The sequence below is a fragment of the Rhizobium sp. WYCCWR 11128 genome (assembly GCF_013416305.1).
In the GTDB taxonomy this organism is placed as follows: domain Bacteria; phylum Pseudomonadota; class Alphaproteobacteria; order Rhizobiales; family Rhizobiaceae; genus Rhizobium; species Rhizobium indicum.
Window position 1 is genome coordinate 30,583 of the sequence record NZ_JACCEZ010000017.1, and the last position, 26,120, is coordinate 56,702.

Genomic DNA, 26,120 nt, shown 5'->3' on the forward strand with positions numbered 1-26,120 from the left:
GCTCGGACTTTGGGGAAGGGTTCAAGACCACGATCGCGCTGTTGAACCAAATCTAGCGATCAGCACGGCAAGCGCTGCCACCATGATAAGATAGGCGACGAAGGCCTGCCACGCTCCCATTGGGAGACCGACAAGCAGGAGAGTGTCATTTCCACCTGGGATAAGGAGCGCCCCAAAGCCCATCAGCAAGCCTCCAATTGTTCTTCGCGACACGCTCTTCCATGTCGGCGGCCAGCTCAGTGAAAACTGATGCCGGCGAATTCTCGCCGAGACGAGACTGCCGCTAAACATGCAGACAAAGATGAGTGAACTCGTCACCGGGATCGAAAGCATCGATCCGACCGAGGTCGTGACTGAGAAGCGAGGGGCGAACGCCGATAAGGTGGCCGAAGTTATGCCAATAGTACCCATTGCCAATGTCAGCCGACGGAAGTTGGTCTCCGATTTGATCGAGACGCCGAGTCTCAGGAGTAGGAACACGAACAAAACCACCAACAAGGCTTCTAGCGCAAGCGGCGGTGAAGCGCTGATTGGCATCGGCTCCGCGCGCAGATTGAACACAGAATCGAGGGACAGGATCACAAGAATCCCGAGGAAGGTGAAACCGAAATCCATCTCTCCGTTACCAAAGTGCCCTACCGATCCAAAAATGCAGGCACCGTTTACATATACGCCGACACCAAAAAGGATGGCTGCGCCGACCATGTGAACCAAAGGCGACCATCCACCATTCATGGTCGGCAACTTGTCGAGGATGATATAGGCGATCGCGGCCCACACTGCGCATTCGGCCAGAGCGAGAAATCGCGCGGGTCTGCGTTCGGAAATCAATTCCGTCGTAGCGATGAAGGTGCAGATCGACCCGTGGTTCATCGCGAAGCCGAGGACGAAGCCCAGCCCTCCAATCAAACCGAAACTGGCCCACGTCTCGAAGTCTGCCACCCCAATGCCGTGGGACAACCCGTTCACGGCACCAATCCTCCGTACGTTCAGTGAAGAAGATCGCGGGCACAATGACACGAGTTTGGAACTTAGTGAATGGCGAACGCCCCGATCCAGGCTTGGATCGGGGCGTTCGCACGAATGGCAGATGTGCCGAGCTTCCGGATTTAGGTTCTCGTGAAGCGGATTGCGGTAAGGGAATCCATTGCAATCCAGAGTGATAGCGCCAGAAGGCCGACGTCTTTGAGCAGGAACTGGCCAGGAGCGACCGAGATGGCCGGGAACCCGAGTTCGGGAACAATCACGCCAGGGGTCGTAATCATGAAGCTGATGGTGGTGACAAACAGTCCGGACGACAGGACGCCTCCCACAAGCGAATAAATCGGGTTGACAAGTCTTGCGGCTATAAGTGCGCCGATGCTGAGTTCGAGGACTCCCAGGAAGCTCGAAAAGCCTCGCACGCTCAAGATGGAGTACATCCAGCTTACAAGAGGGTTGTTGCTGACCAGATCGACCAGTCCTTGGGCCTCGTAGGCTGTGAATTTCATGCCGCCAAACCAGGCATAGATCACGATGATTGATACATAGAGGCCACCGGTGGTTGCCGTGCGGCCATAGGTCTCTGCTAGATGCAGGATGCCTGCGATGCGTTTCGATTTCGGCTGGATGCCGACATGATCGATAAGTTGGGTCATTTCCTTCTCCCATTGATGTCTGGACTTTGCGGTCAGTTCGACGACCCAAATCCAGAACGATACAGATCTGTATCGATGTTGAATTAATACTACTGATCTGTATCGTTTTCAAATCACGAAATCGCGATCCATGTCGCTTCCGATTGACGGTGCAGCATGGCGACTTGCGCGTAACTGTCAGCTGCAGCCGTATTCTGTTCCCAGCCAACAAGCCATTGCTTACCATCCGACGAGTGATTAAGTATCACTACAGATCAGTATTTTTCGGTGAGGGATAATGCGGCGATCGGAAATCAGGGACCATCTGCTCGAAACATCTTTGCGCCTGTTCAACGAGCATGGTTACCATGCGACTGGCATTGACTTGATTATCGCGGAAAGTGGCGTAGCGAAAACGACCCTATACCGACACTTCGAGACAAAGGAGGACCTGATCCTCAAGGCGCTCGAGCGGCGCGACGAAGAGGATCGCCGTAAGATGCGCGAGTTTGTCGAGAAGCGTGCGACCGATCCGATGGAGCGAATTCTGTCGACGTTCGACTTTCTGGAACTCTGGTTCAAGGACAAGGATTTTAGAGGCTGTGGATTTATGGCTGCTGCTGGAGAACACAAGGACATCGCTGATCCCGTGTTCCGAGCGGCGGAGATGCACAAGCGCTTGGCGCTCGCCTACTTCGAAGAACTGGCTCATGCTGTGCGATTCCGCGACCCTCGGCGTGTGGCGGATGAAATCAATCTTCTCCATGAAGGAGCAACGGCGGTAGCCCAAATGGTTCGCTCAGCGGAGCCTGCCGGTCAGGCTAAACGAATGGCAACGGCGCTCCTTTCAACGATGGATCGCGGTTAGTCTGAAACGAGACTGTGCGGTCACGCATGAGGGCATTACCAGCGAAGTGAGATAGCCAGACCTTCGTCCGCAATTTGTCGCGTGCTGCGTAGTCGTGAATTGCCTGTGCGAGGTCGCCGAAAACGGGGCTGTCCTCGTCCGCGCCGATCTCTGCCAGCCGCATCGTGTACCACGCGGTGATCCCACCCTCGGGGGCTTGCGAGAACCTTGGAAAAGACGGCTCGGGTTTCTGATCGTCTTTCCAGAGATTGGGAAGTGAAGGCTCAAGGACGAGCGCACGTGCGAGGCCGACGATGTCGACTGCACCGCTTGCCACAGCGTCTTCGGCCTGAGCGCGCGCCTTGAAGCAGCCTGTCAGCATAAGAGGCTTGGCAGTCATAGCGCGCGCGTTTTGCGAATTCGAGGAAATAGGGTCCGCGTCCGGACCGGTCGGAGGCGGATTTTGGGAGCACGGCAACACCAGCACGAAGATCTATGCGACGGGATACAAAATCGCTAATGATTTCAAATAATCCCACGCAGGCATTGGCTGCGAAGGAGACTGACATCAGAGAGGTCCATGACGACGATGGCAAATTTCATCACCTTCAGCATCGACGGCGTCGAACCCGAGTTCGGCGCCCCGGAGCCCGGCCGGATCATCTCCGGCGATCCGCAATTCCGTACGTGGAACCTAGAGGAGAGAGAAGGTGGCCTTTATTCCGGCATCTGGGAGGCGACACCCGGCAAGTGGCGGATCGTCTACGAGGAATGGGAATATTTCAGCCTGCTGGCCGGCCATTCGATCGTGACGGAGGACGGCGGTGAGCCGGTTCATCTGAAGGCAGGTGACCGGATGATCCTCAGACCCGGCTTCAAGGGAACGTGGGAAGTCGTTGAAACGACTCGCAAGGACTACGTGATCGAGGTTTGAGCGGGCCGGCAAATGGGGCGCGACGAAGCCGGGCCTTTCCCGTTTTCGGCTTCGCCTTTTGTCCTCGCAGTCGCAGCGATGATCCGAAACGGCAAGCGGGCAAAGACGGTGCTTGTGGCCTCATATCCCGGATTTGAATGCTTTTAACCAATCCCATTAATCGTGCCTACATCGGCAAATGCTAAACCCTTATCTGCAGCGCATTGCGGACATGATGTCTCCTGCCGTCCCCCAGACATGGCCTTGCAATTAATCTTTGCGGAATTTGCATGTCGTCGAATCTTGCAGCCAGGCACGTTCGGACTCAAACGTCTTCCATCATTGCGACAACCGTCTGCTTCCTTGTCGTCGCTCTCGTATTGACCGGCCTTATGGCACATGTCGTCGCCACGATGACCCGGTCGGCGAACGAGATCGACGATGCCAGGGCCAGTCGCGCCGCCCGCGCGGCGGTCGCAGCCTTTGTGGCTCGCTTGAGCGGGACAACGACGGACAATGCCATATGGGACGATGCCTATAGTGCTGTCTCATCTCCGGCCGCTGCGGATTGGGCCTATGAGAATTGGGGAAAAACCAGCGAGGATTATGCGCTTTATGACGGCGCGATCGTGACCGGCCCTGACGGGTCTTCGATCGTCTCGGCCTATGCCAAAGGCAAGCCCTTCCAGCCGGGCACGTTTTTCGGAGAAGCCTTTTATCAGCAGATCAATGCGGCTGCAGCTCCGGCCAAGGCGCCGGTGGTCAATTTCATCAAGACCGATAGCGGTATGGCACTCATCGCCTCGCAGGCGATCCAGCCGTTCGAGGCCGCCGCCGAGGTTCCGAAGTTCAGCGTGCTGAGTTTCTACAAGGCCTTTACGTCGGAGGTACTCGACACTCTCTCCAACGAACATGAACTCGAGGGGCTGAGCCTTGAGACGACGCCCAAGCCGGGATTCCTGAACACGCCGATCACCGACATCAAGGGAGGCGTGATCGGCTACCTCGTTTGGCCGAGCAAAGCGCCCGGAAGTGCCGTGTTTCAGCAGGTCTATCCTTATCTTGCAGCTTCTACCGTCGTTCTTTCGCTATTCTTGATCGGCGTTCTGTTGGTTGGCGCATCCGAAGCGCGGCGCCTGCGCCAACTGGCGCAAACAGCTCGCTTCGAAGCGAGCCATGACAGCTTGAGTGGCTTGTTGAACAGACAGGGTCTTCTCCGCCTGCTGGAGGATCTGGAGAGCCCGGAACCTTCGTCACCGCGGCTTTACTTGGTTGATCTCGACGGCTTCAAGGCGGTCAACGATGCTTGGGGGCATGCGGTTGGGGATGATTTGATCCGGATCGTCTCGAACGCGCTGATGACCAGTCATCCCGAAGTCCTAGCCGCGGCCCGGCTGGGAGGCGACGAATTCGCGTTGGTGCACGTTGGAGCCACTGCACGCGAAGAGATGGAAGAGGCGATTCTGGCGCTGTTTGCCGAGCCCTTCAAAATTGACGGGCGAACGATCGAAGTTGGCGCAAGCATCGGAGCTGCGGCGCACGATGGAGACATATCGCCTCTGGAGCTTCTTCGCAGAGCCGACATGGCCCTCTATCGAGCCAAGGCAAATGGTAAAGGTCAGGCGGTTGAATACGATCCCGAACTGGACCGGGAACGCATACGGGTCGCCGAGCTGGAAGGTCTCTTGAAAAACGCCATCGGCAGCGGCGCAATCGAAGCTGTTTTCCAGCCTCTCGTCTCTGCTTCGACCGGCGCTGTCACCGGTCTTGAAGCACTGGCGCGCTGGAAAACTGCAACGGGAAACGTCAGCCCGGAAATATTCATCCCGCTTGCTGAAAGGTGCGGCCTCATCGATGCCCTTGGCGTCCATATGCTGAGAACGTCGATCGGGCATGCCAAGAGCTGGCCCGGTCTGACTTTGTCGGTGAACGTTTCGCCGATCCAGCTCTGCAATCCGGAATTTGCTGCCCAAGTGATCGCGATCCTGCAGGAGCTGGATTTCGATCCAAACCGCCTGACACTGGAAATCACCGAAGGCGTTCTGATGACAAATCCGGATCAGGCCCGTCGGTCGATAGACCAACTCAAGCGCGTCGGCATAAAGTTTGCTCTTGATGATTTTGGCTGCGGCTACGCCAGCATCGGTGCATTGCGGCAGTTTGGGTTTGATCGCATGAAGATCGACCGCTCGCTCGTGTCCGCTCTCGATGTAACCGCAAATGGCGCCGATATTCTTCGGGCAACCATCTCCTTGGCGACTGCTCTGCAGATACCCGTGACCGCCGAAGGTATTGAGAATACCCGTCAGGCGGCGATCTTGCGAGACGCCGGCTGCGACCAGCTTCAAGGGTATATGCTCGGAAAACCCATGTCGGCATGCGACATATCCAGCAGGCTGCGAGAAGAGTCGGCCGCATGATCTCGTAAAGGCCATCGCACGAATTCGGTATCGGCCACGAGCAGGCCCCGGCATTTCGAAATCCTGAAAACGACATTTCCAGGCATCGCTGCGGCAATCCACCACAGCCATGCGTCAATCTATCCCAATGTTTTTGCTAAGGCTTTGTTAAATCCGCGATTCAATCGAAAGGCCGTAACTGCCGCATTTGACGCACGGCCCTGCATTCGGTTTCGGCGGTCAAAAACCGTCATCAAACTGTAATAAAACGCGCCTAGCCCGCCTGATGTGACGAGAATTTCAGCGCCCCGACAATGACACCCCCTCCATGGCGCTGGCCTCGTTGTTTTTCAAATCCATTAGGGAAGCGCTCATATGCTCACCAAGAAACTTCTTTCGGCCTGCCTCGGTGCGGGCCTGGTCGCCGCGCTGGCGGTTTCGGCCTCCGCCGCCGATATCACCGGCGCCGGCTCCACCTTCGTCTACCCCGTCCTGTCCAAGTGGTCTGCGGACTACAACAAGCAGACCGGCGACAAGCTGAACTACCAGTCGATCGGTTCGGGCGGCGGCATCGCCCAGATCAAGGCTGCAACGGTTGACTTCGGCGCGTCCGACGCCCCGATGAAGCCGGAAGACCTGACGACCGGCGGCTTCGGCCAGTTCCCGCTCGTCGTCGGCGGCATCGTGCCGGTCATCAACGTCAAGGGCATCAAGTCGGGCGAACTGAAGCTCACCGGCAAGGTTCTCGCCGACATCTACCTCGGCAACGTCACCAAATGGAACGACAAGGCGATTGCCGATCTGAACCCGGGCCTGAAACTGCCCGACAGCCAGATCGCCGTCGTCCACCGTTCGGACGGTTCGGGCACCTCCTTCAACTGGACCAACTACTTCTCCAAGGTCAACGAAGACTGGAAGAGCAAGGTCGGCGAAGGCACTACCGTCAACTGGCCGGTTGGCATCGGCGGCAAGGGCAATGAGGGCGTTGCCGCATACGTCACCCGCGTCAAGGATTCGATCGGTTACGTCGAATACGCCTACGCCCTGCAGAACAAGCTGCCTTACGTGCTGATCCAGAACGCCGCAGGCCAGTATCCGAAGCCGAATGCCGAAAGCTTCTCGGCTGCAGCTGCGAGCGCCGAATGGACCAAGGCTCAGGACTTCTACCTGATCATGACCAATGCTCCGGGCGAAAAGGCCTGGCCGGTGACTGCCACGACCTGGGCGATCATGTACAAGGAGCCGAAGGATGCGGCGCGCTCCAAGGCCGCCTTCGCCTTCTTCAAATGGGCGCTCGAAAACGGCCAGAAGGAAGCTTCCTCGCTCGACTACGTTCCGCTTCCGGAAACTCTGGTGAAGCAGATCGAAGATTACTGGACGGCCTCCTTCAAGGGCTGATCCTGACGAAACTGCGGCCGGGGCGGCAAGCCAAGCTTTCCGCCCCGAATCCTTTGACATCCTCAAAGCAGCAGAGCGGACGGATATGAGCGAAGCAATGGCATCGCTGCCCGCCACAACCGCGGGCGTCAAGCGCCGCGACGGCGCGGCAGGCGATCGTATTTTTTATTGGATAGTTTTGGGCTGCGGCCTGTTTGTTCTGGTCGCACTGTTCGCAGCGGCGTTCTCCATGGTCTGGGACGGGTTTCTCGCGTTCCGGACCTTCGGCTTTGGCTTCCTGACCGGCATGGAATGGGATCCGGTTGCCCAGCGGTTCTCGGGCCTTGTGCCAATTTACGGCACGCTGGTCACCTCGGCGCTCGCCATGATCATCGGCGTTCCCGTGAGCCTCGGTATCGCCGTTTTCATTACCGAAGTTGCGCCGCGCTCCATTCGCGGTCCGATCGGCGGCGCCATCGAGCTTCTCGCCGGTATTCCCTCGATCATCTACGGCATGTGGGGTCTCTTCACGTTTGCTCCCTTCATGTCGGACTACGTTCAGCCGGTGCTGATCGACTGGCTAGGCCCGATCCCGATAATCGGCGCATTGTTCACCGGCGCCCCGCTCGGCATCGGCATGCTGACGTCAGGCATCGTGCTGGCGATCATGATTATCCCCTTCGTCTCCTCGGTCATGCGCGACGTCTTCCTGGTCGTCCCGGCGCAGCTGAAGGAATCGGCCTATGCGCTTGGTTCGACCAAGTGGGAAGTGGTGCGCGATATCGTCATTCCGCACACCCGCACCGCTGTCGTCGGCGGCATCTTCCTTGGTCTCGGCCGCGCGCTCGGAGAGACCATGGCGGTCACCTTCGTACTCGGCAACACCCATAACATCGCTGTGTCGTTGATGGAGCCCGGCACGTCGATCGCTGCGACGCTCGCCAACGAGTTTGCCGAAGCTTCGGATGATCTCTACAGGTCGTCGCTCTCGGCGCTCGGTCTCATCCTCTTCGTTGTCACCTTCATCGTTCTGGCGGCCGCCAAGCTCATGCTGGTGCGCATGGCAAGACAGAGGGGAGAGTAGTCATGGCGACCCATTCGGGTTCCATTTACCGCCGCCGCCAGATCGGCAGCATGATCGCGCTGTCGCTCTGTGGCATCGCGACCGTGGTCGGCTTGGTCTTTCTGGTTTGGATCCTCTGGACGACGCTGATACACGGCCTGTCTGCGCTCAGCCCTAGTCTCGTCACGGAAATGACGCCGCCGCCCGGCGAAGATGGCGGCGGTCTCGCTAACGCCTTCATGGGCAGCCTGCTGATGGTCGTTCTGGCTGTTATCATCGCCACGCCGATCGGCGTGCTGGCCGGCACCTTCCTGTCGGAGTTCAGCCGCGGCAAGAAGATCGGCGAAGCAATCCGCTTCGTCAACGATATCCTGCTTTCGGCGCCGTCGATCATCATCGGCTTGTTTGTCTATGAGCTGGTCGTCCGCCCGACGTCACGCTTTTCCGGCTTTGCCGGCGGCATCGCGCTCGCCTTCATCTTCCTGCCGGTCGTGGTGCGCACCACCGACGAGATGTTGCGGCTGGTTCCGGACGTCATGCGGGAGGCAGCACTTTCGCTGGGCATCCCGCGCTGGAAGGTAACGGTCAACATACTCTACCGCGCCGCCTCCGCAGGCATCTTGACGGGTATCCTGCTTGCGATCGCCCGCATTTCGGGCGAAACCGCGCCACTCCTTTTTACGGCTCTGAACAACCAGTATTGGAGCTTGGACATGTCGCAGCCGATGGCGAATATTCCCGTCGTCATCTTCCAGTTCGCTATGAGCCCCTATGAGCAATGGCAGAATCTCGCCTGGGCCGGCGCCTTCGTCATGACGGCGATCGTGCTTCTCCTCAGCGTGGGCTCCCGCGCCATCCTCAACCGCAGGAATGCGAAATGATGCTTGAGAACAAAGCCTTCGAACCTCGCCCGGCCCACTCGGCCATAACAGTCGACAAGATGGCGCTGACCGGCGTCAACTTCTACTACGGCGATGCCCACGCGATCCGCGACGTCACCCTGAGCTTTCCCGAGCGCCAGGTCTCGGCTCTCATCGGTCCGTCCGGCTGCGGCAAGTCCACGCTGTTGCGCATCTTGAACCGCATCTACATGCTCTACCCGAAGATGCGTGCCACCGGCTCCGTCACGCTCGACGGCCAGAATATCCTTGACCCCGGCTATTCGATGAACGAACTGCGCGCCCGGGTCGGCATGGTCTTCCAGAAGCCGGTGCCGTTCCCGATGTCGATCTACGACAACATCGCCTACGGTATCCGTCACCACGAGCGCATCTCCAAGGCCGAGATGGATGTCCGCGTCGAGCAGGCGCTGCGCTCGGCAGCGCTCTGGGAAGAGGTCAAGGACAAGCTGAAGGGCAGTGGCCTCGGCCTTTCCGGCGGTCAGCAGCAACGTCTCTGCATCGCGCGTGCCGTAGCACTTCGCCCCGAGGTGCTTCTGCTCGACGAGCCGACCTCCGCCCTGGACCCGATCTCGACTGCCAAGGTGGAAGAGCTGGTCGCCCGGCTGAAGACGGATTTCACCATCGTCATCGTCACCCACAACATGCAGCAGGCAAGCCGCATCTCCGACAACACCGCCTTCATGTATTTGGGCGAACTGGTCGAATACGGCCCGACCGCCGAGATTTTTCAGTCGCCGAAGGTCAAGCGCACGGAAGACTACATCACCGGCCGCTATGGCTGATCTGCGACGCCGGAGAGGAATGGATCACCACTGCAAATCCAGCCGGTCCAGCCCGTGGAAATGGTAGACATCCTTGACCACGGGTGTCTTTGCCAGCTTGAGGCCGGCCAGCCGCTCGAACAGGATCGGCAGCACGACGTTGAGCTCCAGCCGCGCCAGTGGCGCGCCGATGCAGAAATGGATGCCGGCGCCGAAGGAGAGGTTCGCCGCCTCGTTGCGGTCGGGCTTGAAGGTGAGGGGATCGGTGAATTTCGCCGGATCGAGATTGGCGGCGGCGAGGATGAGACTGACCTTGTCGCCGCGCTTGAAGGAGACGCCGTCGATTTCGGCAGGCTCCAGGGCCCAGCGCTGGAAGATGTGGACAGGCGCGCAGATGCGCAGGGTTTCCTCGACGGTGCGCTCCGTCGTCGCTTCGTCCCGGAAGAGGTCCGCCGGATCGCAGCCGCTGTCGAGAATGGTTCGCACGGAGTTGCCGATCTGGTGCACGGTCGCCTCATGCCCGGCATTGAGCAGCACGATCGTCGTCGAAACGAGCTCCTCTTCGGTCAGATACTGGCCCTTGTGTTCGGTATGGATCATGTGGGTGAGCAGGTCGTCGCGTGGGGTCGCACGGCGTTCGGCGATCACCGTCTTGACGTAGTCGGAAAATTCCTTCGCCGCCCGTTCGGCCTCTTCCTCCTGCTCGCGCGTACGGCCGAACATGTACATGCGGACATAGGCGTGCGACCAGGCGAGCAGTTGTGGCCCCATCTCTTCGGGAATGCCGATCATCCGGGCGATCATCGTCACCGGGATGATGTCGGCAAAGGCCGAGAGCAGCTCGATCTCGCGCTTCTCCGCGAAGCCGTCGATCAGCCGGTTGGCGAGTTCGGCAAGCTCAGGTTTCATCTTCTCGACATGGCGGGAAACGAAGGCGCGGTTGACGAGCGTGCGCAGCCGCGTGTGCTCCGGCGGTTCGAGTTCGAGCAGGGAATAACGTTCCGAGAGATCGAAACTGGCAAGATGCGGCATCGGCTCGGCAAGGCCGAGCTCCTCACGGCTGGCGATATGCAGGATCTGCCGGCCGAAGCGGCGGTCGCGGAGCAGGCCGTTCACATGGTCGTAACCCGTAAAGAACCACTGCTTCTGCTCGCTCCAGTAGAAGGTCGGGCAATGGGCATGAAGTGCGGCATAGACGGCATTCGGGTCGCCGTAGAAGGCCGGGTTGCGGCCGTCCAGCGAGACATGACGGTTGGCGCGGTCGATCGAGAGAAAAGATGGGATCATCATGCCCCGAGGCTTAGCGGATTTGCCGGGCCTCGGGAAGATGCGGGGCAAGCGATCCCGGACTACCCGGCTCGTGACAGCGTACCCATGCGTCGCAGCGCGTCGACCTGGTCGTCGACCGTCGGCACGAGTTCGCCGGCATTGCCGCTCGGCGTGGCCGGTGCAGGGGCTGCGGCCTCCGCTTCGCCGAAGGTGACCGTGCAGTTGCGGCCGGCGGCCTTCGCCGCATAGAGCGCCCGGTCGGCGGCCGAGATCAGCTTGTCGATATTGGCTTCGATCGAGGAGGCGAGCGCGATGCCGATGCTGACGGTGACCGGAACGATCGCTTCGCCGGTGCTGACGGGAAGACGGCAGAATTCGGTGCGGATCGCTTCCGCGATCGCCTCGGCTTCCGTCTGGTCCGCGACGGCGGCGAAGGCGGCGAATTCCTCGCCGCCCATGCGGCCGAAGATGTTGTTCGGAATATACTGGCGGGCCATGTGCGCGAAGGCGGTCAGCACGGCATCGCCGGACTGGTGGCCGAAACGGTCGTTGACGCGCTTGAAATGGTCAAGATCGAAAAGGATCACCGCGACCTGGCGCTGCTCGTTATGAGCCCGTTCCTGGATGCCGTCGAAATAGCCGAGCAGGCCGCGGCGGTTGAGCACGCCGGTCAGCGAGTCAGTCAGGGTGAGGGCACGCAGGTGCCGTTCAGAGCGCTCCATGATCAGACGGCAGGTGAACGCAAAGGCGATGGTCAGCAGGAAGGCGCTGGCCATGGCGGAGGCACCGCCGAGATTGGTCGCCTCGATATCGCTTGGCATCGTCAATGCCATCGTCAGCGCCGAGCCGAAGCACAGGCAGCCCTGGAGGATGAACACACCCATCAGCTTGATGCGGGTACGCTCACGGCGCATGTCGCCGGCGGCCACCGCCATGGCGAGTGCCGTCGCACCCGTCGCCGAAGCAAGGTTGTAGAGCACCACCCGGTTTGAATAATCGCTGTTGACCCAGGGCAGGAAGACACCGGCGAGCCAGATTGCCGGCGGCAGCAGTGCCCACCATTCGATCCGCTTGCGGTCGAGTGCCAGAAAACCAGCCACCCAGGCGCTCTGGCCGAGCAGGGCGATGGCATTGCCCGTCTCTACTGAAAGCACGCTGGGGATTTCGCCGCGTAGCGCAACCATCGCAAAGCCGATGCCGGTCAGCAGGAAGCCCAGGCCCCAATAGAGATAGGCCTCGTTCCTGACGTTGTGGCGCCAGGCGACGAACAGCACCAAAGCGAGCGTCATGGCCTCGGAACACCAGATGGCGAGACCTGTAGCGAAATTGAACACGGCAGCAACCCCTTGTCTGTCCGTTCACATCCTTGCCGAGGAAGCTCGCCACTTCCTTAATGTTGCTGCGCCGCGGCATTGTTTTAGGCCGATATCTGCCGGTAGGCTTTCCGTTGGGTAAACGTGTATGAGCACAGTCGAATAGAGTAAGCCTTCCTTCATCCTGTCATGGAGAAAAGCCGGGGGAGACCGTACCAAGGGCTCGCCGTTAACAGGCGTTTGAGGGAAAGAGGCTCAATGCATGTCGCCCGGAAGTGTGCAGCGGTTCCGGGATAACGACATGCATGAAAAGAAGGAGCTTGGCCGCCTTGCCCCGCCTTCTTAACGTTATCCTCATGCGTGTCTTGAAGAGGAGGGCCGGGACACTCTATGTAGGGGTAAGACATTTTTCTTTGATTCCCGGCGCCGGCCGGCGAGACGTTGACAAAGGACGCACATGAGAAACCCAGTCGATACCGCAATGGCCCTCGTTCCGATGGTCGTGGAACAGACCAACCGCGGTGAACGCTCCTACGACATCTATTCCCGCCTGTTGAAGGAACGCATCATCTTCCTGACAGGTGCTGTCGAGGACCACATGGCGACGCTCGTCTGCGCCCAGCTGCTCTTCCTCGAGGCCGAAAACCCGAAAAAGGAAATCGCCCTCTACATCAATTCGCCCGGTGGCGTCGTCACCGCCGGCATGGCGATCTACGATACGATGCAGTTCATCAAGCCCGCGGTTTCGACGCTCTGCATCGGCCAGGCCGCATCCATGGGCTCGCTGCTTCTCGCGGCCGGCCACAAGGACATGCGCTTTGCCACGCCGAATTCCCGCATCATGGTGCACCAGCCCTCGGGCGGCTTCCAGGGCCAGGCTTCGGACATCGAGCGCCACGCCCGCGACATCCTCAAGATGAAGCGCCGCCTGAACGAGGTCTACGTCAAGCACACCGGCCGCACCTACGAGGAAGTTGAAAAGACGCTCGATCGTGACCATTTCATGGATGCGGACGAAGCCCAGAGCTGGGGCGTGATCGACAAGGTTCTGACGTCGCGCCTCGAAATGGAAGGCGAACAGGCCTAGTAATTAATAGGGATGGTGTTTTCCTCGCCACAGTTCTATCCCATTTGTGATTGAACAAGGGCTTTCATCCGGCGACGAAGACGCTAATAGTAACTATTAATGCTATGTTGAATTTTTGTGACATAGCATTCGGCATTCGAAGGGGAATTCGTTGCCGCCGGGCCCAGGACATGATTGGTTGGGCCCGGTTCGTAGCCCCTGAAGCCCTTCTCGGCAAAGGCTCCGGAAACGGAGTGCCGCCAGGAGCTGATAGAGTGGACCGCGATTTCGCCTTGAAATGCGGCGTGCTGGAAGGAAAGTGATATGAGCAAGGTCAGCGGCAGCAACGGCGGCGACTCCAAGAACACTCTGTATTGTTCGTTCTGCGGAAAGAGCCAGCACGAAGTCCGGAAACTGATTGCCGGACCGACCGTCTTCATCTGCGATGAATGCGTCGAATTGTGCATGGACATCATCCGCGAGGAGAACAAGTCCTCGATGGTCAAGTCCCGCGACGGCGTTCCGACGCCCCAGGACATCATCAAGGTCCTCGACGAATACGTCATCGGCCAGCGGCAGGCGAAGAAGATCCTGTCGGTTGCCGTTCACAACCACTACAAGCGCCTGGCGCACGCCTCCAAGAACGGCGAAGTCGAGCTGGCGAAGTCGAACATCATGCTCGTCGGCCCGACCGGCTGCGGCAAGACCTATCTTGCCCAGACGCTCGCCCGCATCATCGACGTTCCCTTCACCATGGCCGATGCGACGACGCTGACCGAGGCCGGTTATGTCGGCGAGGATGTCGAAAACATCATCCTGAAGCTGCTGCAGTCGGCCGACTACAATGTCGAGCGTGCGCAACGCGGCATCGTCTACATCGACGAAGTCGACAAGATTTCGCGCAAGTCCGACAACCCGTCGATCACCCGCGACGTCTCGGGCGAGGGCGTGCAGCAGGCGCTGCTGAAGATCATGGAAGGCACGGTCGCTTCCGTTCCGCCGCAGGGCGGCCGCAAGCACCCGCAGCAGGAATTCCTGCAGGTCGACACCACGAACATCCTGTTCATCTGCGGCGGCGCTTTTGCCGGCCTCGACAAGATCATCTCTGCCCGTGGCGAGAAGACCTCGATCGGCTTTGGCGCTAGCGTCAAGTCGCAGGATGACCGCCGCGTCGGCGAGGTCCTGCGCGAACTGGAGCCGGAAGACCTGGTCAAGTTCGGCCTCATCCCCGAGTTCATCGGCCGTCTGCCGGTTCTGGCGACGCTCGAGGACCTCGATGAGGACGCGCTGATCCAGATCCTGTCCGAGCCGAAGAATGCGCTGATCAAGCAGTATCAGCGCCTGTTCGAGATGGAGGATGTGGAACTGAATTTCCACGAGGACGCTCTTCGCGAAATCGCCCGCAAGGCGATCGTGCGCAAGACCGGCGCCCGCGGCCTTCGCTCGATCATGGAGAAGATCCTGCTCGACACGATGTTCGAACTGCCGACGCTGGAAGGCGTTCGCGAGGTCGTTATCTCCGAGGAAGTGGTGCGCGGTTCGGCCCGTCCGCTTTACATCTATGCCGATCGCCAGGAAGAAAAGGCCAACGCTTCGGCGTGAGCTTAGGCTTTCGTGTGATTATTTTGGGGGCTTGCCATAGGCAGGCCCCTTTCTATTTGAAAAACCATGCGAAGCGCTGTTAGTATTTGCCGGTGGGAACCGAAATTGCCTTTGCCGATGTTGCGCAAGGGGTAGTGCTTGGCAATGATGCAATGATCCGTAAGCCTCTTGCTGGCGTTTGTATTTTAGCCGGGTCGGAAGTGGTAAGCGCCGGTCCAGCCACGCGCTTCATAGTGTTGGCGTTCCGTTGTAATAAAGCTGTCACATCCGAGGGACGCGGGCGTTAGCGTGGCTTGAAAAGCGTAGTCAGAACCTCCACTTGTAGCAACAAGTGAGATTGCCGGCCGGTCCCAAGCGGCCGTGCAGAGAGCCCGGCAACGGGACGATGGAAAGGACATAAAATGACGAAGAAAACGTCTGTAGCGAGCAGCACTGCCTACCCTGTTCTGCCCCTGCGCGACATCGTGGTTTTCCCGCATATGATCGTGCCGCTGTTCGTCGGACGGGAAAAGTCGATCCGTGCGCTCGAAGAGGTCATGGGTTCCGACAAGCAGATCATGCTGGTGACGCAGATCAACGCCAGCGACGACGATCCGGATCCTTCCGCGATCCACAATGTAGGCACCGTGGCGAACGTGCTGCAGCTCCTGAAGCTGCCCGACGGCACCGTGAAGGTTCTGGTCGAAGGCCGCGCCCGCGCCGAGATCGACACTTATACCAGCCGCGAGGATTTTTACGAGGCGCTCGGCCATGTGCTCGAGGAGCCGCATGACGATCCGGTCGAACTGGAAGCCCTGTCGCGTTCGGTCGTCTCCGAATTCGAGAGCTACGTGAAGCTCAACAAGAAGATTTCGCCCGAAGTGGTCGGCGCCGCAAGCCAGATCGACGACTATTCCAAGCTCGCCGATACGGTCGCCTCGCATCTGTCGATCAAGATCACCGAGAAGCAGGAGATGCTGGAGACCACCAGCGTCAAACAGCGCCTCGAAAAGGCCCTCGGCTTCATGGAAGGCGAGATCTCGGTCCTGCAGGTCGAAAAGCGCATCCGCTCGCGCGTCAAGCGCCAGATGGAGAAGACCCAGCGCGAATACTACCTCAATGAACAGATGAAGGCGATCCAGAAGGAACTCGGCGACGGCGAGGAAGGCCGCGACGAGATGAGCGAACTGGAAGAGCGCATCTCCAAGACCAAGCTGTCCAAGGAAGCCCGTGAAAAGGCCGATGCGGAACTGAAGAAGCTGCGCCAGATGAGCCCGATGTCGGCGGAAGCCACCGTCGTGCGCAATTATCTGGACTGGCTGCTCGGCATTCCCTGGGGCAAGAAGTCGAAGATCAAGGCCGATCTCAACAATGCCGAGAAGATCCTCGAAGCCGATCACTTCGGTCTCGACAAGGTCAAGGAGCGCATCGTCGAATATCTGGCCGTGCAGGCCCGTGCCACCAAGATCAAGGGCCCGATCCTCTGCCTCGTCGGTCCTCCGGGCGTCGGCAAGACCTCGCTCGCCCAGTCGATCGCCAAGGCGACCGGCCGTGAGTATGTCCGCATGGCGCTTGGCGGCGTTCGCGACGAAGCCGAAATCCGCGGTCACCGCCGCACCTATATTGGCTCGATGCCCGGCAAGGTCATCCAGTCGATGAAGAAGGCGAAGAAGTCCAACCCGCTCTTCCTGCTCGACGAGATCGACAAACTCGGCCAGGACTATCGCGGTGATCCGTCCTCGGCCCTGCTCGAAGTGCTCGATCCGGCCCAGAACATGACCTTTATGGACCACTATCTGGAAGTCGAATACGACCTGTCGGATGTGATGTTCATCACGACGGCAAATACGCTGAATATTCCAGCGCCTCTGATGGATCGCATGGAGATTATCCGTATCGCCGGCTACACCGAGGATGAAAAGCGCGAAATCGCCAAGCGGCACCTGCTGCCGAAGGCCATCAAGGAACATGCGTTGCAGCCGGAAGAATTCTCGGTCAGCGACGACGCCCTGATGTCGATCAGCCAGCAGTATACCCGCGAAGCCGGCGTCCGCAACTTCGAGCGCGAGCTGATGAAACTCGCCCGCAAGGCGGTCACCGAGATCATCAAGGGCAAGACGAAGGCCGTTCACGTGACGGCTGCCAACATCTCCGACTATCTGGGCGTCCCGCGCTTCCGCCATGGCGAAGCAGAGGGCGAGGATCAGGTCGGCGTCGTGACCGGTCTTGCCTGGACGGAAGTCGGTGGCGAACTGCTGACCATCGAAGGCGTGATGATGCCGGGCAAGGGCCGCATGACCGTCACCGGCAATCTGAAGGAAGTCATGAAGGAATCGATCTCGGCAGCGGCCTCCTATGTCCGCTCGCGCGCTGTCGATTTCGGCATCGAGCCGCCGCGCTTCGACAAGAGCGATATCCACGTGCACGTGCCGGAAGGCGCGACGCCGAAGGATGGCCCCTCGGCAGGCGTCGCCATGGCAACCGCGATCGTCTCGATCATGACCGGCATTCCAGTGGACAGGCATGTGGCCATGACCGGCGAAATCACCCTTCGCGGCCGTGTGCTGCCGATCGGTGGTCTCAAGGAAAAGCTGCTCGCAGCGCTTCGCGGCGGCATCAAGAAGGTGCTGATTCCGGAGGAAAACGCCAAGGACCTGGCGGAGATTCCTGACAACGTGAAGAACAACATGGAGATCATCCCGGTATCCCGCATGGGCGAGGTGATCAAGCATGCGCTGATCCGGCGGCCGGAGCCGATCGAATGGGATGGCACGGTGGAAACGCCGGTCATCGCATCGGTCGAAGGCCTCGATGAGACAGGCGCAACCATAGCGCATTGAGTGGCCTTTGCCACATTTATGCCCAATTGGCCCAAAACACGGAAAAAGGCTGGCGGAAACGCCAGCCTTTTTTGTGAAAACGTCATGTAGACGCTTGCTTTTCCTTGATTTGCAGGGCTTTTGGGTTTTCGGCGGGCCTGATGAAACCTATTCTGCGCCTAGCTTACTTTTGAGTCGTTTCATACCATTTAGAAAGGGGTGGAAACATGAACAAGAATGAACTCGTGTCCGCAGTAGCCGAAAAGGCAGGACTGACGAAGTCTGACGCGGCTTCCGCTGTTGACGCGGTTTTCGACGTTGTCCAGGCTGAACTGAAGAACAAGGGCGACATTCGCCTCGCGGGTTTCGGCAGCTTCACCGTTTCTCATCGTGCCGCATCGAAGGGCCGTAACCCGTCGACGGGCGCTGAAGTCGACATTCCGGCTCGCAACGTGCCGAAATTCACGCCCGGCAAGGGCCTGAAGGACGCCGTCAACGGCTGATCTGAGATTATCCCACCAGCCGGAAACGAGACCGGTTGTGCAGGATTTAAGAGGGGTTCGGCTTTGCCGGACCCCTTTTGCTTTGGCGGGCCTTGCTGTCGCCCGGGCTTTAATCTACGACGTTTCTGTTCTCAGGGCGGGGTGAAACTCCCCACCGGCGGTAAGGGTTTCGGCCTGAGCCCGCGAGCGCCTTCTCTCGTGTCCAAGCGGGGGAAGGGTCAGCAGATCCGGTGCGATTCCGGAGCCGACGGTTAAAGTCCGGATGGAAGAGAATGAGCGTCGGCCGTGCGAAGGGCAGGGGTTGCCCTGTGTCGCCTGTCGGGGTTCATGCGTCCTGATTTATGTTGGTCCCTTTTATGGATGAAAGACATGAATCAGACTTCCGTTGCCGTCGAGCCATCCCGCGCCGTTGTCGGGGCACTCTGGATGGTCCTTGCCGGCATTGCCTTTTCGCTTCTCAACGTCGTCACCCAATGGCTGACGATGAAGCTTGCCTTTCCCTCGGCGTCGGCAGCCTTCTGGCAATATGGCTTCGCCTTCCTGTTTTCGCTGCCGTTCCTGAAGAGGCTCGGCCTTGCGGCGATGCGCACGCGCTATCCCTGGCGTCACCTTGCGCGCGTCGTGCTTGCCGCGCTCGGCGTCGAGGCTTGGGTCGCCGGCCTTGCCGCGGTGCCGATCTGGCAGGCGATCGCACTGGTGATGACCTCGCCCTTCTTCATCATTCTGGGCGCCCGGCTTTTTCTGGGTGAGCGCGTCGGCCCGGCCCGCTGGGCAGCGACGGCGGCGGGCTTCACCGGAGCGATGATCATTCTGCAGCCATGGTCTGATGGTTTTGGCTGGGCGGCTCTCTTGCCTGTGCTTTCGGCGCTGCTGTGGGGCGCCTCGTCGCTGATCACCAAGAGCCTGACAGGCATCGAACGGCCGGAGACGATCACCGTCTGGCTGCTCGTTCTGCTGACGCCGATAAACGGCGGGCTGGCGCTTGCGGCAGGCTTTGCAGTGCCGACGGGCGCAACCCTTGCTCTGTTCCTGCTGGCGGGGCTGCTGACTGCCGTAGCGCAGTATTTCCTGACGCTTGCCTATGCCGCAGCGGATGCCGCCTACGTCCAGCCGTTCGACGATCTGAAGCTGCCGTTGAACGTGCTGGCCGGTTGGCTGTTCTTCGGCTATGCGCCGGCGGGTTACCTCTGGCTGGGAGCGGCTCTCATCCTGTCTGCTTCGCTGTTCATCATGCGAAACGAGATGCGCCGGGAGCGGAAACTTGCCTGACATGATTTGACGCAAAATGCCGCATCTGTCATGCCTCTGTCATGCGGCTCCCGCAGAAAACTCATGTTTCGAATGTTCGACACATGGGGGATTTCATGACAATTTCATCGCGCAGCGCAGCGCTTGCTGCCGTGCTTCTCGCATCGGTAGCCTTTCCGGCCGCGGCCGAGCCGGTTTTCAACCGCATCGCTTCCTTCCCGGTCGCAGAGAACCTGCCGGCCGACAAGGACAAGCTTTCGGTGAGCTCCGCCGAGATCATCACCGCGACCGAAGACGGCAACACGCTGATCTATAGCGACAGCCCGCTCGGCGCGATCGGCTTTATCGACATTACCGATGCCAAGGCCCCCAAGGCAGGCGGCGCGCTGATGATGGACGGCGAGCCGACTTCGGTCACCTCGAGCGCCGGCAAGGCGCTGGTTGCCGTCAACACCTCCGAAAGCAAGGCGAAGCCCTCGGGCCGTCTGGCGATCGTCGACGTGGCGACCAAGAAGATCGAAAACACGTGCGATCTCGGTGGTCAGCCGGATTCGATCGCCCTCAACAAGGACAAGACGCTCGGCACCATCGCAATCGAAAATGAGCGCGACGAAGACGTCAATGACGGCAAGATCCCGCAGATGCCGGCCGGCGATCTCGTCGTCTTCCAGGTCAAGAACGGCACCGTCGATTGCGGCACCATCAAGCACGTGACGCTGACCGGGCTTACCGGCGTCGCCCCGGAGGATCCGGAGCCGGAATTCGTCGCCTTCAACGGCCTGAACGAGATTGCCCTGACGCTGCAGGAAAACAATGAGATCGTCATCATCGACGCCAACACGGCTGAAGTGAAGACGCATTTCTCCGCCGGCAGCGTCGATCTCACCGGTATCGACACCAAGCGTGACGGCGCCCTGAAATTCTCAGGCGAAGCCAAAGGTGTGCTGCGCGAGCCCGACGCCGTGAAGTGGCTGGACGACAACCGCCTCGTCGTTGCCAATGAAGGCGACTACCAGGGCGGCTCGCGCGGCTTCACCATCTTCGATAAGACGGGCAAGCTTCTCTACGAATCGGGCGCCTCCTTCGAACGCGCCGTCACCCATATCGGCCACTATCCTGAAAGCCGCTCGGGATCGAAGGGCGTCGAGCCGGAAGGCCTCGAAGCCGCCAAGTTCGGCGACATCAAGTATTTCTTCCTGCTCGCCGAGCGCGCCTCGGTGGTCGGCGTTTTCAAAGATACCGGCGCCGATCCCGAACTCGTCCAACTGCTGCCATCAGGCATTTCGCCGGAAGGCGCGATCGCCATTCCCGCCCGCAATCTCTTTGCGACCGCCAACGAGGTCGATCTCGGCAAGGACGGCGGCACGCGCTCGCATGTGATGATCTACGAGCGCTCGGAAGGCGATAAGGCCTATCCGCAGATCGTCTCCGCCGAGAAGGACGGCAATCCGATCGGCTTCGCAGCCCTTTCAGGTCTCGCTGCCGTTCCGGGCAAGCCGGGCATGCTCTACGCCGTCAGCGACAGCGTTCTGGGTTCACAGCCGACGATCTACACGATCGATGCCAGCAAGAAGCCGGCCGTCATCACCGACGCCCTCGTCGTCAAGCGTGACGGCGCTCCGGCGCAGAAGCTCGACATCGAAGGCATTGCGGCTGCCGCTGACGGCTCCTTCTGGCTCGCCTCGGAGGGCTATAGCGAGCGTCTCGTTCCGCACGCGCTCTACAACGTCAATGCCAAGGGTGACATCAAGGCCGAGATCGCCCTGCCGAAGGAGCTCGTCGCCAACGAAATCCGCTACGGCTTCGAAGGCGTGACCATTGTCGACACCGGCGACGACACGACGCTCTGGATGGCGGTCCAGCGCGAGTGGAGCGACGACGAGAAGGGCTTCGTCAAGCTCGTCTCCTACAATCCGAAGAAGAAGGAATGGGGTGCCGTTCGCTATCCGCTCGACAAGACGGAAAGCGGCTGGGTCGGTCTGTCGGAAATATCGGCCGAGGGCGACAGCGTCTACATCATCGAGCGCGACAACCTTGTCGGCGATGCCGCCAGGCTGAAGAAGCTCTACAAGGTCGCGATTTCGGAGCTGAAGCCCGCCAAGCTCGGGGCCGAGCTGCCGGTCGTCAAGAAAACCGAAGCCCATGACTTCCTCGGTGAACTGAAGTCTGCCACCAACGGCTATGTTCTGGACAAGCTCGAAGGCTTCACCTTCGACGCATCGGGCAAGCCTTACGCGGTCACCGACAATGACGGCGTCAGCGACTCCTCCGGCGAGACCCTGTTCTTCCCGGTCGAGCTGAGCGCGACAAACTGAAAGCTGCCCCTCACCCTAGCCCTCTCCCCGTAAAAACGGGGAGAGGGGACGTGCCCTGCGAAAGGTCGGCGTCGGACGGAGAATCAGCGTTCCATCCCTACCAGCGCTGATGCACATGCGGCGCGATCAGCCGCTCGTAGATCTCGCGCGTGGCCGCCATGACATCGGCCGAAAGCGGCGTAAGGTCGGCGGCGGCCGCGTTGGCCTTGGCCTGCTCGGCATTGCGGGCGCCGGGGATGACGACGGTGACGGCATCGCTCATCAGGATCCAGCGGAGCGCGAAGGCGGCCATGGTGGCGCCCTCGGGCACCAGCTTGCGCACCTCTTCCACCGCCTGCAGGCCGACTTCGAACGGCACCCCGGCAAAGGTCTCGCCGACATCGAAGGCTTCGCCGCTGCGGTTGAAATTGCGGTGGTCGTCGCTGGCAAAATGCGTGTCCCGGGTGATCTTGCCGGAGAGAAGACCGCTGGCGAGCGGCACGCGGGCGATGATCGCCACATTCCTGCGGCGCGCTTCCTGGAAGAACAGATGGTCGGGGCGCTGGCGGAAGATGTTGTAGATGATCTGGATGCTGACGACGCCGGGATATTCGATCGCCTTCAGCCCGTCTTCGACCTTTTCGACGCTGACGCCGTAACCCTTGATCTTGCCGGCCTTCTGCAGCGCGTTCAGGCCCTCGAAGACCTCAGGCTGATAAAGCACGTCGCGCGGCGGGCAGTGGAGCTGCACGAGGTCGAGGCTGTCGACGGCAAGGTTCGTGAGGCTGCGGTCGATGAAGCCTTCGAGATTAGCCTTTGTGTAGCCTTCCGAGACATGCGGGTTGAGGCGGCGGCCGCCCTTGGTGGCGACCATCGGGCGCTTGGCCGCCCCACTCGTCTTCAGCACATCGGCAATGATCTTTTCCGAGCGGCCGTCGCCATAGACATCCGCCGTATCGATGAATGTCATGCCGGCATCGAGCGCGGCATTCAGCGCCGCGCGTCCGTCCGCCTCGCTGATATCACCCCAGGAGCCGCCGATCTGCCAGGCGCCGAAGCCGACATTGGTGACGGTGAAGGGCATGCGGCCAAAAGCGTGGTGTTTCATGAAAAATCCTCCCTACTGCATGTCGCCCGGAAGTGTGCGGGGACAACGGCATGCATAAAAACAAAGAGCCAAAGCGCGTCGCATGATTCAAGCAAGATGCGACGCGCTGATGAAAGACACTGGCACTATCAGCCGGGTGACTTTGCGGCAATTGTCGATCCGGCTTTGATTGGTCGCCCCGATGAAATATCGTTCTGCTACAAGGCTTCAACCGCATGGATGGAAAAGGAAAGATCATGGAGATCAAACCCGTCGGCTCTCGCCCGTCAACGAAGCCACCGGCCGACTATTTCACCGGCGCCGTTCGCCAGGATCCGCTGATGGAAACGCCGGCGCCGGCACGGGCGAGGGCGGTCTCCGTCACCTTCGAACCCGGCGCCCGCACGGCCTGGCATACGCATCCGCTCGGCCAGACGCTGATCGTGACATCAGGCAAGGGCCTCGCCCAGAATTGGGGTGGGGACATCCGCGAGATCCGTGCCGGCGATACCGTCTGGTTCGCGCCGGGCGAAAAACATTGGCATGGTGCTGCCCCGGATACGGCGATGACGCACATCGCCATTCATGAGGCGCTGGACGGCAATCACGTCGACTGGATGGAAAAGGTCAGCGACGAGCAATATTCCGGCCAGGCGTAAAGCATGTCACGCAAAAGTGTGCAGCGGTTTTGCGGTAAAGACATGCGCAAAACCAAAGACCTAAAGCGCCTGAAGCGAATCTGAAAGATCGCGCCGCGCTTTAGACTGATCAGAGCCGCTTCAGGCAATAGGAAAAATGCGCGTGCGATTCGACCGTCAGGAACTCGAATTGCCAGCCATAATCCTTGCAGAATTTGGTAACCGCCTCGACGACACCATAGACGATCGGCTTGACCGTATTGCCGGTGCAGAAATCATGCCCGGCAATGCGCCCCGTCCGCTTCACCTTCTTTTCGCAGAGCAGGAGTTCCTGCCAGGTGAGCTCGAAGGAATGATCGGTATCGATATAGGCCCAGTCGAGGAAATCGTCTTCGAATTCGGCAAGCTTTTCGAGTGATGTGCCTTGCATCAGGTGCAGCCGGCCGGCCTCGATCTCGGCGGCGAAATTCGTGTGGATCGCGTCAAGCCCGGAACTGTAGCGATCCATCGACCAGGGATCGATGAGGTAGAGCTGCGCCGGGCGATTCTTTTCCAGGATCTCGGCCGTATATTCGCCGAAGGCTGCTCCCACCTCGACGCCGATGCCGCCATTCGGAATCCGATAGAGCAGCTCGCCGCGATCCGGCAGCAGGCGGGCGTTTTCCATATGGTGGGCGCTGAGCGGAGTGCGCGGCATGCCCGCCCGGAGCGCCTGCCTGTCTTCACGTGTCTTCATCTCTGATCTCGGGATTGCGGGCGACTGACGGCCCTGATGCGGTTTGACGGGAAGGTAGGAGCAGCCGGCACCGATGACAACCGCATGACAGGAATTTGCTTCTTTCGAACAAACCGCTAAGTTCCATCTGTGAACTGACGAAAAAGCCTCGGGAGGAGCGATTTCATGAGACGCATGTGGCCTGAAGAATTCAACGCCATCATCAGCGGAGCTGAGGAGGTGATGTTGGAAACACCAGCCGAGGCCGGCGAAGCGCCGCTGCAGCGCAAGGCGCTGAAGGCGCGAATCACCATGCAGGATTACGAGCGGATCTGGCCGCTCGCCGAGATGCGCTTCCGGCTTGGCGAAAGAGATGGCAAGGCCATCACCCTGATCACCACCAATCCCCATTACCATGCCTGGCACCCGAAGGACGGCGGCAGCGTCGATTCCGTGTCGGACAGCGGCCGCCATTACAAGACGGATTATCTCGTCGTGCACTTCCTGCTCGACGACGTGAAGGAAACGTCTCCCGCCTGAGGTGCTGAGGCCCCGTGCGGCCGGAAGCCGCACCGGCGTCCTGTGGAAGCCAAGTTGATCCCGACGCTGATGACAACGGCGGCGATATTGCTAAGCTTGGGCGAAACATATCCTTACGAAATTGGAGGTTCCCGTGACGGGCAATGTGCTGGATATCCCGGTCAAGACTGTGGATGGTCGCGAGACCACGCTCAACGAATACAAGGGCAGGGTGCTCCTGGTCGTCAATGTCGCCTCGAAATGCGGGCTCACGCCGCAATATGAGGGACTGGAAAAGCTCTATGGCGAAAAGCGCGAGCGCGGCTTCGTCATCGCCGCCTTTCCCGCCAACGACTTCAAGGGCCAGGAACCCGGCACCGACGCCGAGATCCTCGATTTTTGCACCAGCACCTATGACGTCACCTTCCCGATCTTCTCGAAGATCTCGGTCAAGGGAGAGGCCCAGCACCCGCTTTATCGGCAACTGACCAAGTCGGGTGTCGCGACGACGGGCGACGGCCCGATGCGCGAACGCCTGAAATCCCACGGCATGACAGGCGGCGACGAAGACGACATCCTCTGGAACTTCGAAAAATTCCTGATCGGCCGCGACGGCAAAGTCGCCGCCCGCTTCGCGCCGGATGTGACGGCTGACGATTCGCGGCTGGTTTCGGCGGTGGATAAAGAACTGGCGAAGGTATGAATGGTGGGCGATGAGCACCCACCGGACAACGGGATGCTCATTACCCCGATCACGCTCTCACATCTCAGTCGGAGAAAATGAGAAAGCGCATCCGGCGCCGTTCAAAGATCCTCAGATCCCAAGCACGGTCACAAGCGGAGGCGTAAAGTCCTTGAAGCCCACTCTCGGCCAGTCGCACCTCTTGTCGAATTTCGTCTTTGGTTCGTGGCGCTGGCATTGCGGATTCGTCTTGAATGCATATCCGGGCAGGGCGATGTATGTGGCACTTGGCGTGCCAAGGGCAATCGCGATGCACATCATCAATGCGGAGCGCAGGGTCCTCATGGGACACCTCCAGGCGTGATGAACCTTCAAGCGCGGAGACTTTCCGGGCGACGAATATTCCCACTTTTTCCGGCCCCTATCCATTCGCCCAATAGGAGGTGGCGCGGCGATTGGGAGTAGTCCGTTTTATGGAGCGCTGGCTTTCGGACGGCGCGCAGCTGAA

The 26,120-nt window shown here is 59.9% G+C and carries 24 protein-coding genes and 1 riboswitch; of the genes, 16 read left to right on the plus strand and 8 right to left on the minus strand.

Going from position 1 to position 26,120, the window contains the following annotated elements; genetic code table 11:
• Positions 1 to 21 precede the first annotated feature (21 nt).
• Together HX898_RS31145 and HX898_RS31150 are read right to left on the minus strand one after the other, a co-directional pair.
• Positions 22 to 969, minus strand: a complete 948-nt coding sequence (locus tag HX898_RS31145) for a YeeE/YedE thiosulfate transporter family protein (RefSeq protein WP_246413092.1) — start codon at positions 967 to 969, stop codon at positions 22 to 24.
• A gap of 140 nt (positions 970 to 1,109) precedes the next feature.
• Positions 1,110 to 1,637 (minus strand): DUF417 family protein, encoded by a 528-nt coding sequence (locus HX898_RS31150; protein ID WP_180196682.1) that lies wholly within the window; start codon positions 1,635 to 1,637, stop codon positions 1,110 to 1,112.
• A 277-nt stretch (positions 1,638 to 1,914) separates the two neighbouring features.
• Here HX898_RS31150 and HX898_RS31155 point away from each other — a divergent pair, with 277 nt between their 5' ends.
• A complete protein-coding gene (locus HX898_RS31155; RefSeq protein ID WP_138328270.1) occupies positions 1,915 to 2,484 on the plus strand; it encodes a TetR/AcrR family transcriptional regulator in 570 nt (189 codons plus the stop codon).
• Here the strand turns inward: HX898_RS31155 and HX898_RS31160 are convergent.
• On the minus strand, positions 2,438 to 2,863 hold the full coding sequence (locus tag HX898_RS31160; RefSeq protein WP_246697242.1) for a hypothetical protein: 426 nt from the start codon (positions 2,861 to 2,863) through the stop codon (positions 2,438 to 2,440). The two genes, HX898_RS31155 and HX898_RS31160, sit on opposite strands and share 47 nt — an antisense overlap.
• A 180-nt stretch (positions 2,864 to 3,043) precedes the next feature.
• Here HX898_RS31160 and HX898_RS31165 point away from each other — a divergent pair, with 180 nt between their 5' ends.
• The 6 genes from HX898_RS31165 to pstB all read left to right on the plus strand — a co-directional run bounded on the left by HX898_RS31165 (position 3,044) and on the right by pstB (position 9,899).
• Complete coding sequence (locus HX898_RS31165; protein WP_180196683.1) at positions 3,044 to 3,397, plus strand: cupin domain-containing protein; 354 nt, start codon at positions 3,044 to 3,046, stop codon at positions 3,395 to 3,397.
• Positions 3,398 to 3,666: 269 nt separating this feature from the next.
• Complete coding sequence (locus HX898_RS31170; protein ID WP_138387561.1) at positions 3,667 to 5,796, plus strand: EAL domain-containing protein; 2,130 nt, start codon at positions 3,667 to 3,669, stop codon at positions 5,794 to 5,796.
• A gap of 354 nt (positions 5,797 to 6,150) precedes the next feature.
• On the plus strand, positions 6,151 to 7,173 hold the full coding sequence (gene pstS / locus HX898_RS31175) for a phosphate ABC transporter substrate-binding protein PstS (RefSeq protein WP_180196684.1): 1,023 nt from the start codon (positions 6,151 to 6,153) through the stop codon (positions 7,171 to 7,173).
• Between the two features lie 85 nt (positions 7,174 to 7,258).
• Positions 7,259 to 8,236, plus strand: a complete 978-nt coding sequence (pstC, locus tag HX898_RS31180; RefSeq protein WP_138328267.1) for a phosphate ABC transporter permease subunit PstC — start codon at positions 7,259 to 7,261, stop codon at positions 8,234 to 8,236.
• Positions 8,237 to 8,238: 2 nt separating this feature from the next.
• Positions 8,239 to 9,096 carry a phosphate ABC transporter permease PstA gene (gene pstA / locus HX898_RS31185; RefSeq protein WP_171599444.1) on the plus strand — a complete coding sequence of 286 codons (858 nt, stop codon included), beginning with the start codon at positions 8,239 to 8,241 and terminating at the stop codon, positions 9,094 to 9,096.
• Positions 9,093 to 9,899 carry a phosphate ABC transporter ATP-binding protein PstB gene (pstB, locus tag HX898_RS31190; RefSeq protein ID WP_138328265.1) on the plus strand — a complete coding sequence of 269 codons (807 nt, stop codon included), beginning with the start codon at positions 9,093 to 9,095 and terminating at the stop codon, positions 9,897 to 9,899. The genes pstA and pstB overlap by 4 nt, the downstream gene beginning before the upstream one ends.
• A 24-nt stretch (positions 9,900 to 9,923) precedes the next feature.
• Here pstB and HX898_RS31195 read toward each other — a convergent pair whose 3' ends face one another.
• Complete coding sequence (locus HX898_RS31195) at positions 9,924 to 11,168, minus strand: cytochrome P450 (protein ID WP_180196685.1); 1,245 nt, start codon at positions 11,166 to 11,168, stop codon at positions 9,924 to 9,926.
• Positions 11,169 to 11,227: 59 nt separating this feature from the next.
• A complete protein-coding gene (locus HX898_RS31200; RefSeq protein ID WP_180196686.1) occupies positions 11,228 to 12,481 on the minus strand; it encodes a GGDEF domain-containing protein in 1,254 nt (417 codons plus the stop codon).
• Positions 12,482 to 12,917: 436 nt separating this feature from the next.
• Between HX898_RS31200 and clpP the strand changes: the two genes are divergently transcribed.
• The 6 genes from clpP (at position 12,918) to HX898_RS31230 (ending at position 21,992) form a co-directional block, all read left to right on the plus strand.
• Positions 12,918 to 13,547 carry an ATP-dependent Clp endopeptidase proteolytic subunit ClpP gene (clpP, locus tag HX898_RS31205; protein WP_003547334.1) on the plus strand — a complete coding sequence of 210 codons (630 nt, stop codon included), beginning with the start codon at positions 12,918 to 12,920 and terminating at the stop codon, positions 13,545 to 13,547.
• A gap of 303 nt (positions 13,548 to 13,850) precedes the next feature.
• Positions 13,851 to 15,128 (plus strand): ATP-dependent Clp protease ATP-binding subunit ClpX, encoded by a 1,278-nt coding sequence (gene clpX / locus HX898_RS31210; RefSeq protein WP_003547337.1) that lies wholly within the window; start codon positions 13,851 to 13,853, stop codon positions 15,126 to 15,128.
• A 401-nt stretch (positions 15,129 to 15,529) separates the two neighbouring features.
• Positions 15,530 to 17,947 (plus strand): endopeptidase La, encoded by a 2,418-nt coding sequence (gene lon, locus HX898_RS31215; RefSeq protein WP_138387559.1) that lies wholly within the window; start codon positions 15,530 to 15,532, stop codon positions 17,945 to 17,947.
• Between the two features lie 206 nt (positions 17,948 to 18,153).
• The gene (hupB, locus tag HX898_RS31220; RefSeq protein WP_003547346.1) at positions 18,154 to 18,429 is read left to right on the plus strand and encodes a DNA-binding protein HupB; all 276 of its coding nucleotides are present in this window, start codon (positions 18,154 to 18,156) and stop codon (positions 18,427 to 18,429) included.
• Between the two features lie 123 nt (positions 18,430 to 18,552).
• Positions 18,553 to 18,707: riboswitch (FMN riboswitch) on the plus strand.
• Positions 18,708 to 18,798: 91 nt separating this feature from the next.
• Positions 18,799 to 19,698 carry a DMT family transporter gene (locus tag HX898_RS31225; RefSeq protein WP_138328262.1) on the plus strand — a complete coding sequence of 300 codons (900 nt, stop codon included), beginning with the start codon at positions 18,799 to 18,801 and terminating at the stop codon, positions 19,696 to 19,698.
• An 83-nt stretch (positions 19,699 to 19,781) separates the two neighbouring features.
• The gene (locus tag HX898_RS31230; RefSeq protein WP_180196687.1) at positions 19,782 to 21,992 is read left to right on the plus strand and encodes an esterase-like activity of phytase family protein; all 2,211 of its coding nucleotides are present in this window, start codon (positions 19,782 to 19,784) and stop codon (positions 21,990 to 21,992) included.
• A 97-nt stretch (positions 21,993 to 22,089) separates the two neighbouring features.
• On the opposite strand, the gene HX898_RS31235 is transcribed toward HX898_RS31230, so the two are convergent.
• A complete protein-coding gene (locus tag HX898_RS31235) occupies positions 22,090 to 23,079 on the minus strand; it encodes an aldo/keto reductase (RefSeq protein ID WP_180196688.1) in 990 nt (329 codons plus the stop codon).
• A 236-nt stretch (positions 23,080 to 23,315) separates the two neighbouring features.
• Here HX898_RS31235 and HX898_RS31240 point away from each other — a divergent pair, with 236 nt between their 5' ends.
• Positions 23,316 to 23,717: a cupin domain-containing protein gene (locus tag HX898_RS31240; protein ID WP_245456136.1), complete on the plus strand. Its 402-nt coding sequence runs from the start codon at positions 23,316 to 23,318 to the stop codon at positions 23,715 to 23,717.
• A 109-nt stretch (positions 23,718 to 23,826) separates the two neighbouring features.
• On the opposite strand, the gene HX898_RS31245 is transcribed toward HX898_RS31240, so the two are convergent.
• Positions 23,827 to 24,432: a class I SAM-dependent methyltransferase gene (locus HX898_RS31245; protein ID WP_180196689.1), complete on the minus strand. Its 606-nt coding sequence runs from the start codon at positions 24,430 to 24,432 to the stop codon at positions 23,827 to 23,829.
• A 165-nt stretch (positions 24,433 to 24,597) separates the two neighbouring features.
• On the opposite strand from HX898_RS31245, the gene HX898_RS31250 reads away from it, so the two are divergent.
• Both HX898_RS31250 and HX898_RS31255 read left to right on the plus strand, forming a co-directional pair.
• A complete protein-coding gene (locus HX898_RS31250; RefSeq protein ID WP_018241586.1) occupies positions 24,598 to 24,951 on the plus strand; it encodes a hypothetical protein in 354 nt (117 codons plus the stop codon).
• 133 nt (positions 24,952 to 25,084) lie between these two features.
• Entirely contained in the window at positions 25,085 to 25,633 is a 549-nt protein-coding gene (locus tag HX898_RS31255) for a glutathione peroxidase (RefSeq protein ID WP_180196690.1), read from the plus strand.
• 111 nt (positions 25,634 to 25,744) lie between these two features.
• Here the strand turns inward: HX898_RS31255 and HX898_RS31260 are convergent, their stop codons facing one another.
• Positions 25,745 to 25,957 carry a hypothetical protein gene (locus HX898_RS31260; RefSeq protein WP_180196691.1) on the minus strand — a complete coding sequence of 71 codons (213 nt, stop codon included), beginning with the start codon at positions 25,955 to 25,957 and terminating at the stop codon, positions 25,745 to 25,747.
• Between the last annotated feature and the right edge of the window lie 163 nt (positions 25,958 to 26,120).

Bases quoted from the DNA above. Each gene is read 5' to 3' on its own strand.
- HX898_RS31150 (WP_180196682.1), bottom strand. From the start codon at position 1,637: ATGACCCAACTTATCGATCATGTCGGCATCCAGCCGAAATCGAAACGC.
- HX898_RS31155 (WP_138328270.1), top strand. From the start codon at position 1,915: ATGCGGCGATCGGAAATCAGGGACCATCTGCTCGAAACATCTTTGCGC.
- HX898_RS31160 (WP_246697242.1), bottom strand. From the start codon at position 2,863: ATGACTGCCAAGCCTCTTATGCTGACAGGCTGCTTCAAGGCGCGCGCT.
- HX898_RS31165 (WP_180196683.1), top strand. From the start codon at position 3,044: ATGACGACGATGGCAAATTTCATCACCTTCAGCATCGACGGCGTCGAA.
- HX898_RS31170 (WP_138387561.1), top strand. From the start codon at position 3,667: ATGTCGTCGAATCTTGCAGCCAGGCACGTTCGGACTCAAACGTCTTCC.
- pstS (WP_180196684.1), top strand. From the start codon at position 6,151: ATGCTCACCAAGAAACTTCTTTCGGCCTGCCTCGGTGCGGGCCTGGTC.
- pstC (WP_138328267.1), top strand. From the start codon at position 7,259: ATGAGCGAAGCAATGGCATCGCTGCCCGCCACAACCGCGGGCGTCAAG.
- pstA (WP_171599444.1), top strand. From the start codon at position 8,239: ATGGCGACCCATTCGGGTTCCATTTACCGCCGCCGCCAGATCGGCAGC.
- pstB (WP_138328265.1), top strand. From the start codon at position 9,093: ATGATGCTTGAGAACAAAGCCTTCGAACCTCGCCCGGCCCACTCGGCC.
- HX898_RS31195 (WP_180196685.1), bottom strand. From the start codon at position 11,168: ATGATGATCCCATCTTTTCTCTCGATCGACCGCGCCAACCGTCATGTC.
- clpP (WP_003547334.1), top strand. From the start codon at position 12,918: ATGAGAAACCCAGTCGATACCGCAATGGCCCTCGTTCCGATGGTCGTG.
- clpX (WP_003547337.1), top strand. From the start codon at position 13,851: ATGAGCAAGGTCAGCGGCAGCAACGGCGGCGACTCCAAGAACACTCTG.
- lon (WP_138387559.1), top strand. From the start codon at position 15,530: ATGACGAAGAAAACGTCTGTAGCGAGCAGCACTGCCTACCCTGTTCTG.
- hupB (WP_003547346.1), top strand. From the start codon at position 18,154: ATGAACAAGAATGAACTCGTGTCCGCAGTAGCCGAAAAGGCAGGACTG.
- HX898_RS31225 (WP_138328262.1), top strand. From the start codon at position 18,799: ATGAATCAGACTTCCGTTGCCGTCGAGCCATCCCGCGCCGTTGTCGGG.
- HX898_RS31230 (WP_180196687.1), top strand. From the start codon at position 19,782: ATGGGGGATTTCATGACAATTTCATCGCGCAGCGCAGCGCTTGCTGCC.
- HX898_RS31235 (WP_180196688.1), bottom strand. From the start codon at position 23,079: ATGAAACACCACGCTTTTGGCCGCATGCCCTTCACCGTCACCAATGTC.
- HX898_RS31240 (WP_245456136.1), top strand. From the start codon at position 23,316: ATGGAGATCAAACCCGTCGGCTCTCGCCCGTCAACGAAGCCACCGGCC.
- HX898_RS31245 (WP_180196689.1), bottom strand. From the start codon at position 24,432: ATGAAGACACGTGAAGACAGGCAGGCGCTCCGGGCGGGCATGCCGCGC.
- HX898_RS31250 (WP_018241586.1), top strand. From the start codon at position 24,598: ATGAGACGCATGTGGCCTGAAGAATTCAACGCCATCATCAGCGGAGCT.
- HX898_RS31260 (WP_180196691.1), bottom strand. From the start codon at position 25,957: ATGAGGACCCTGCGCTCCGCATTGATGATGTGCATCGCGATTGCCCTT.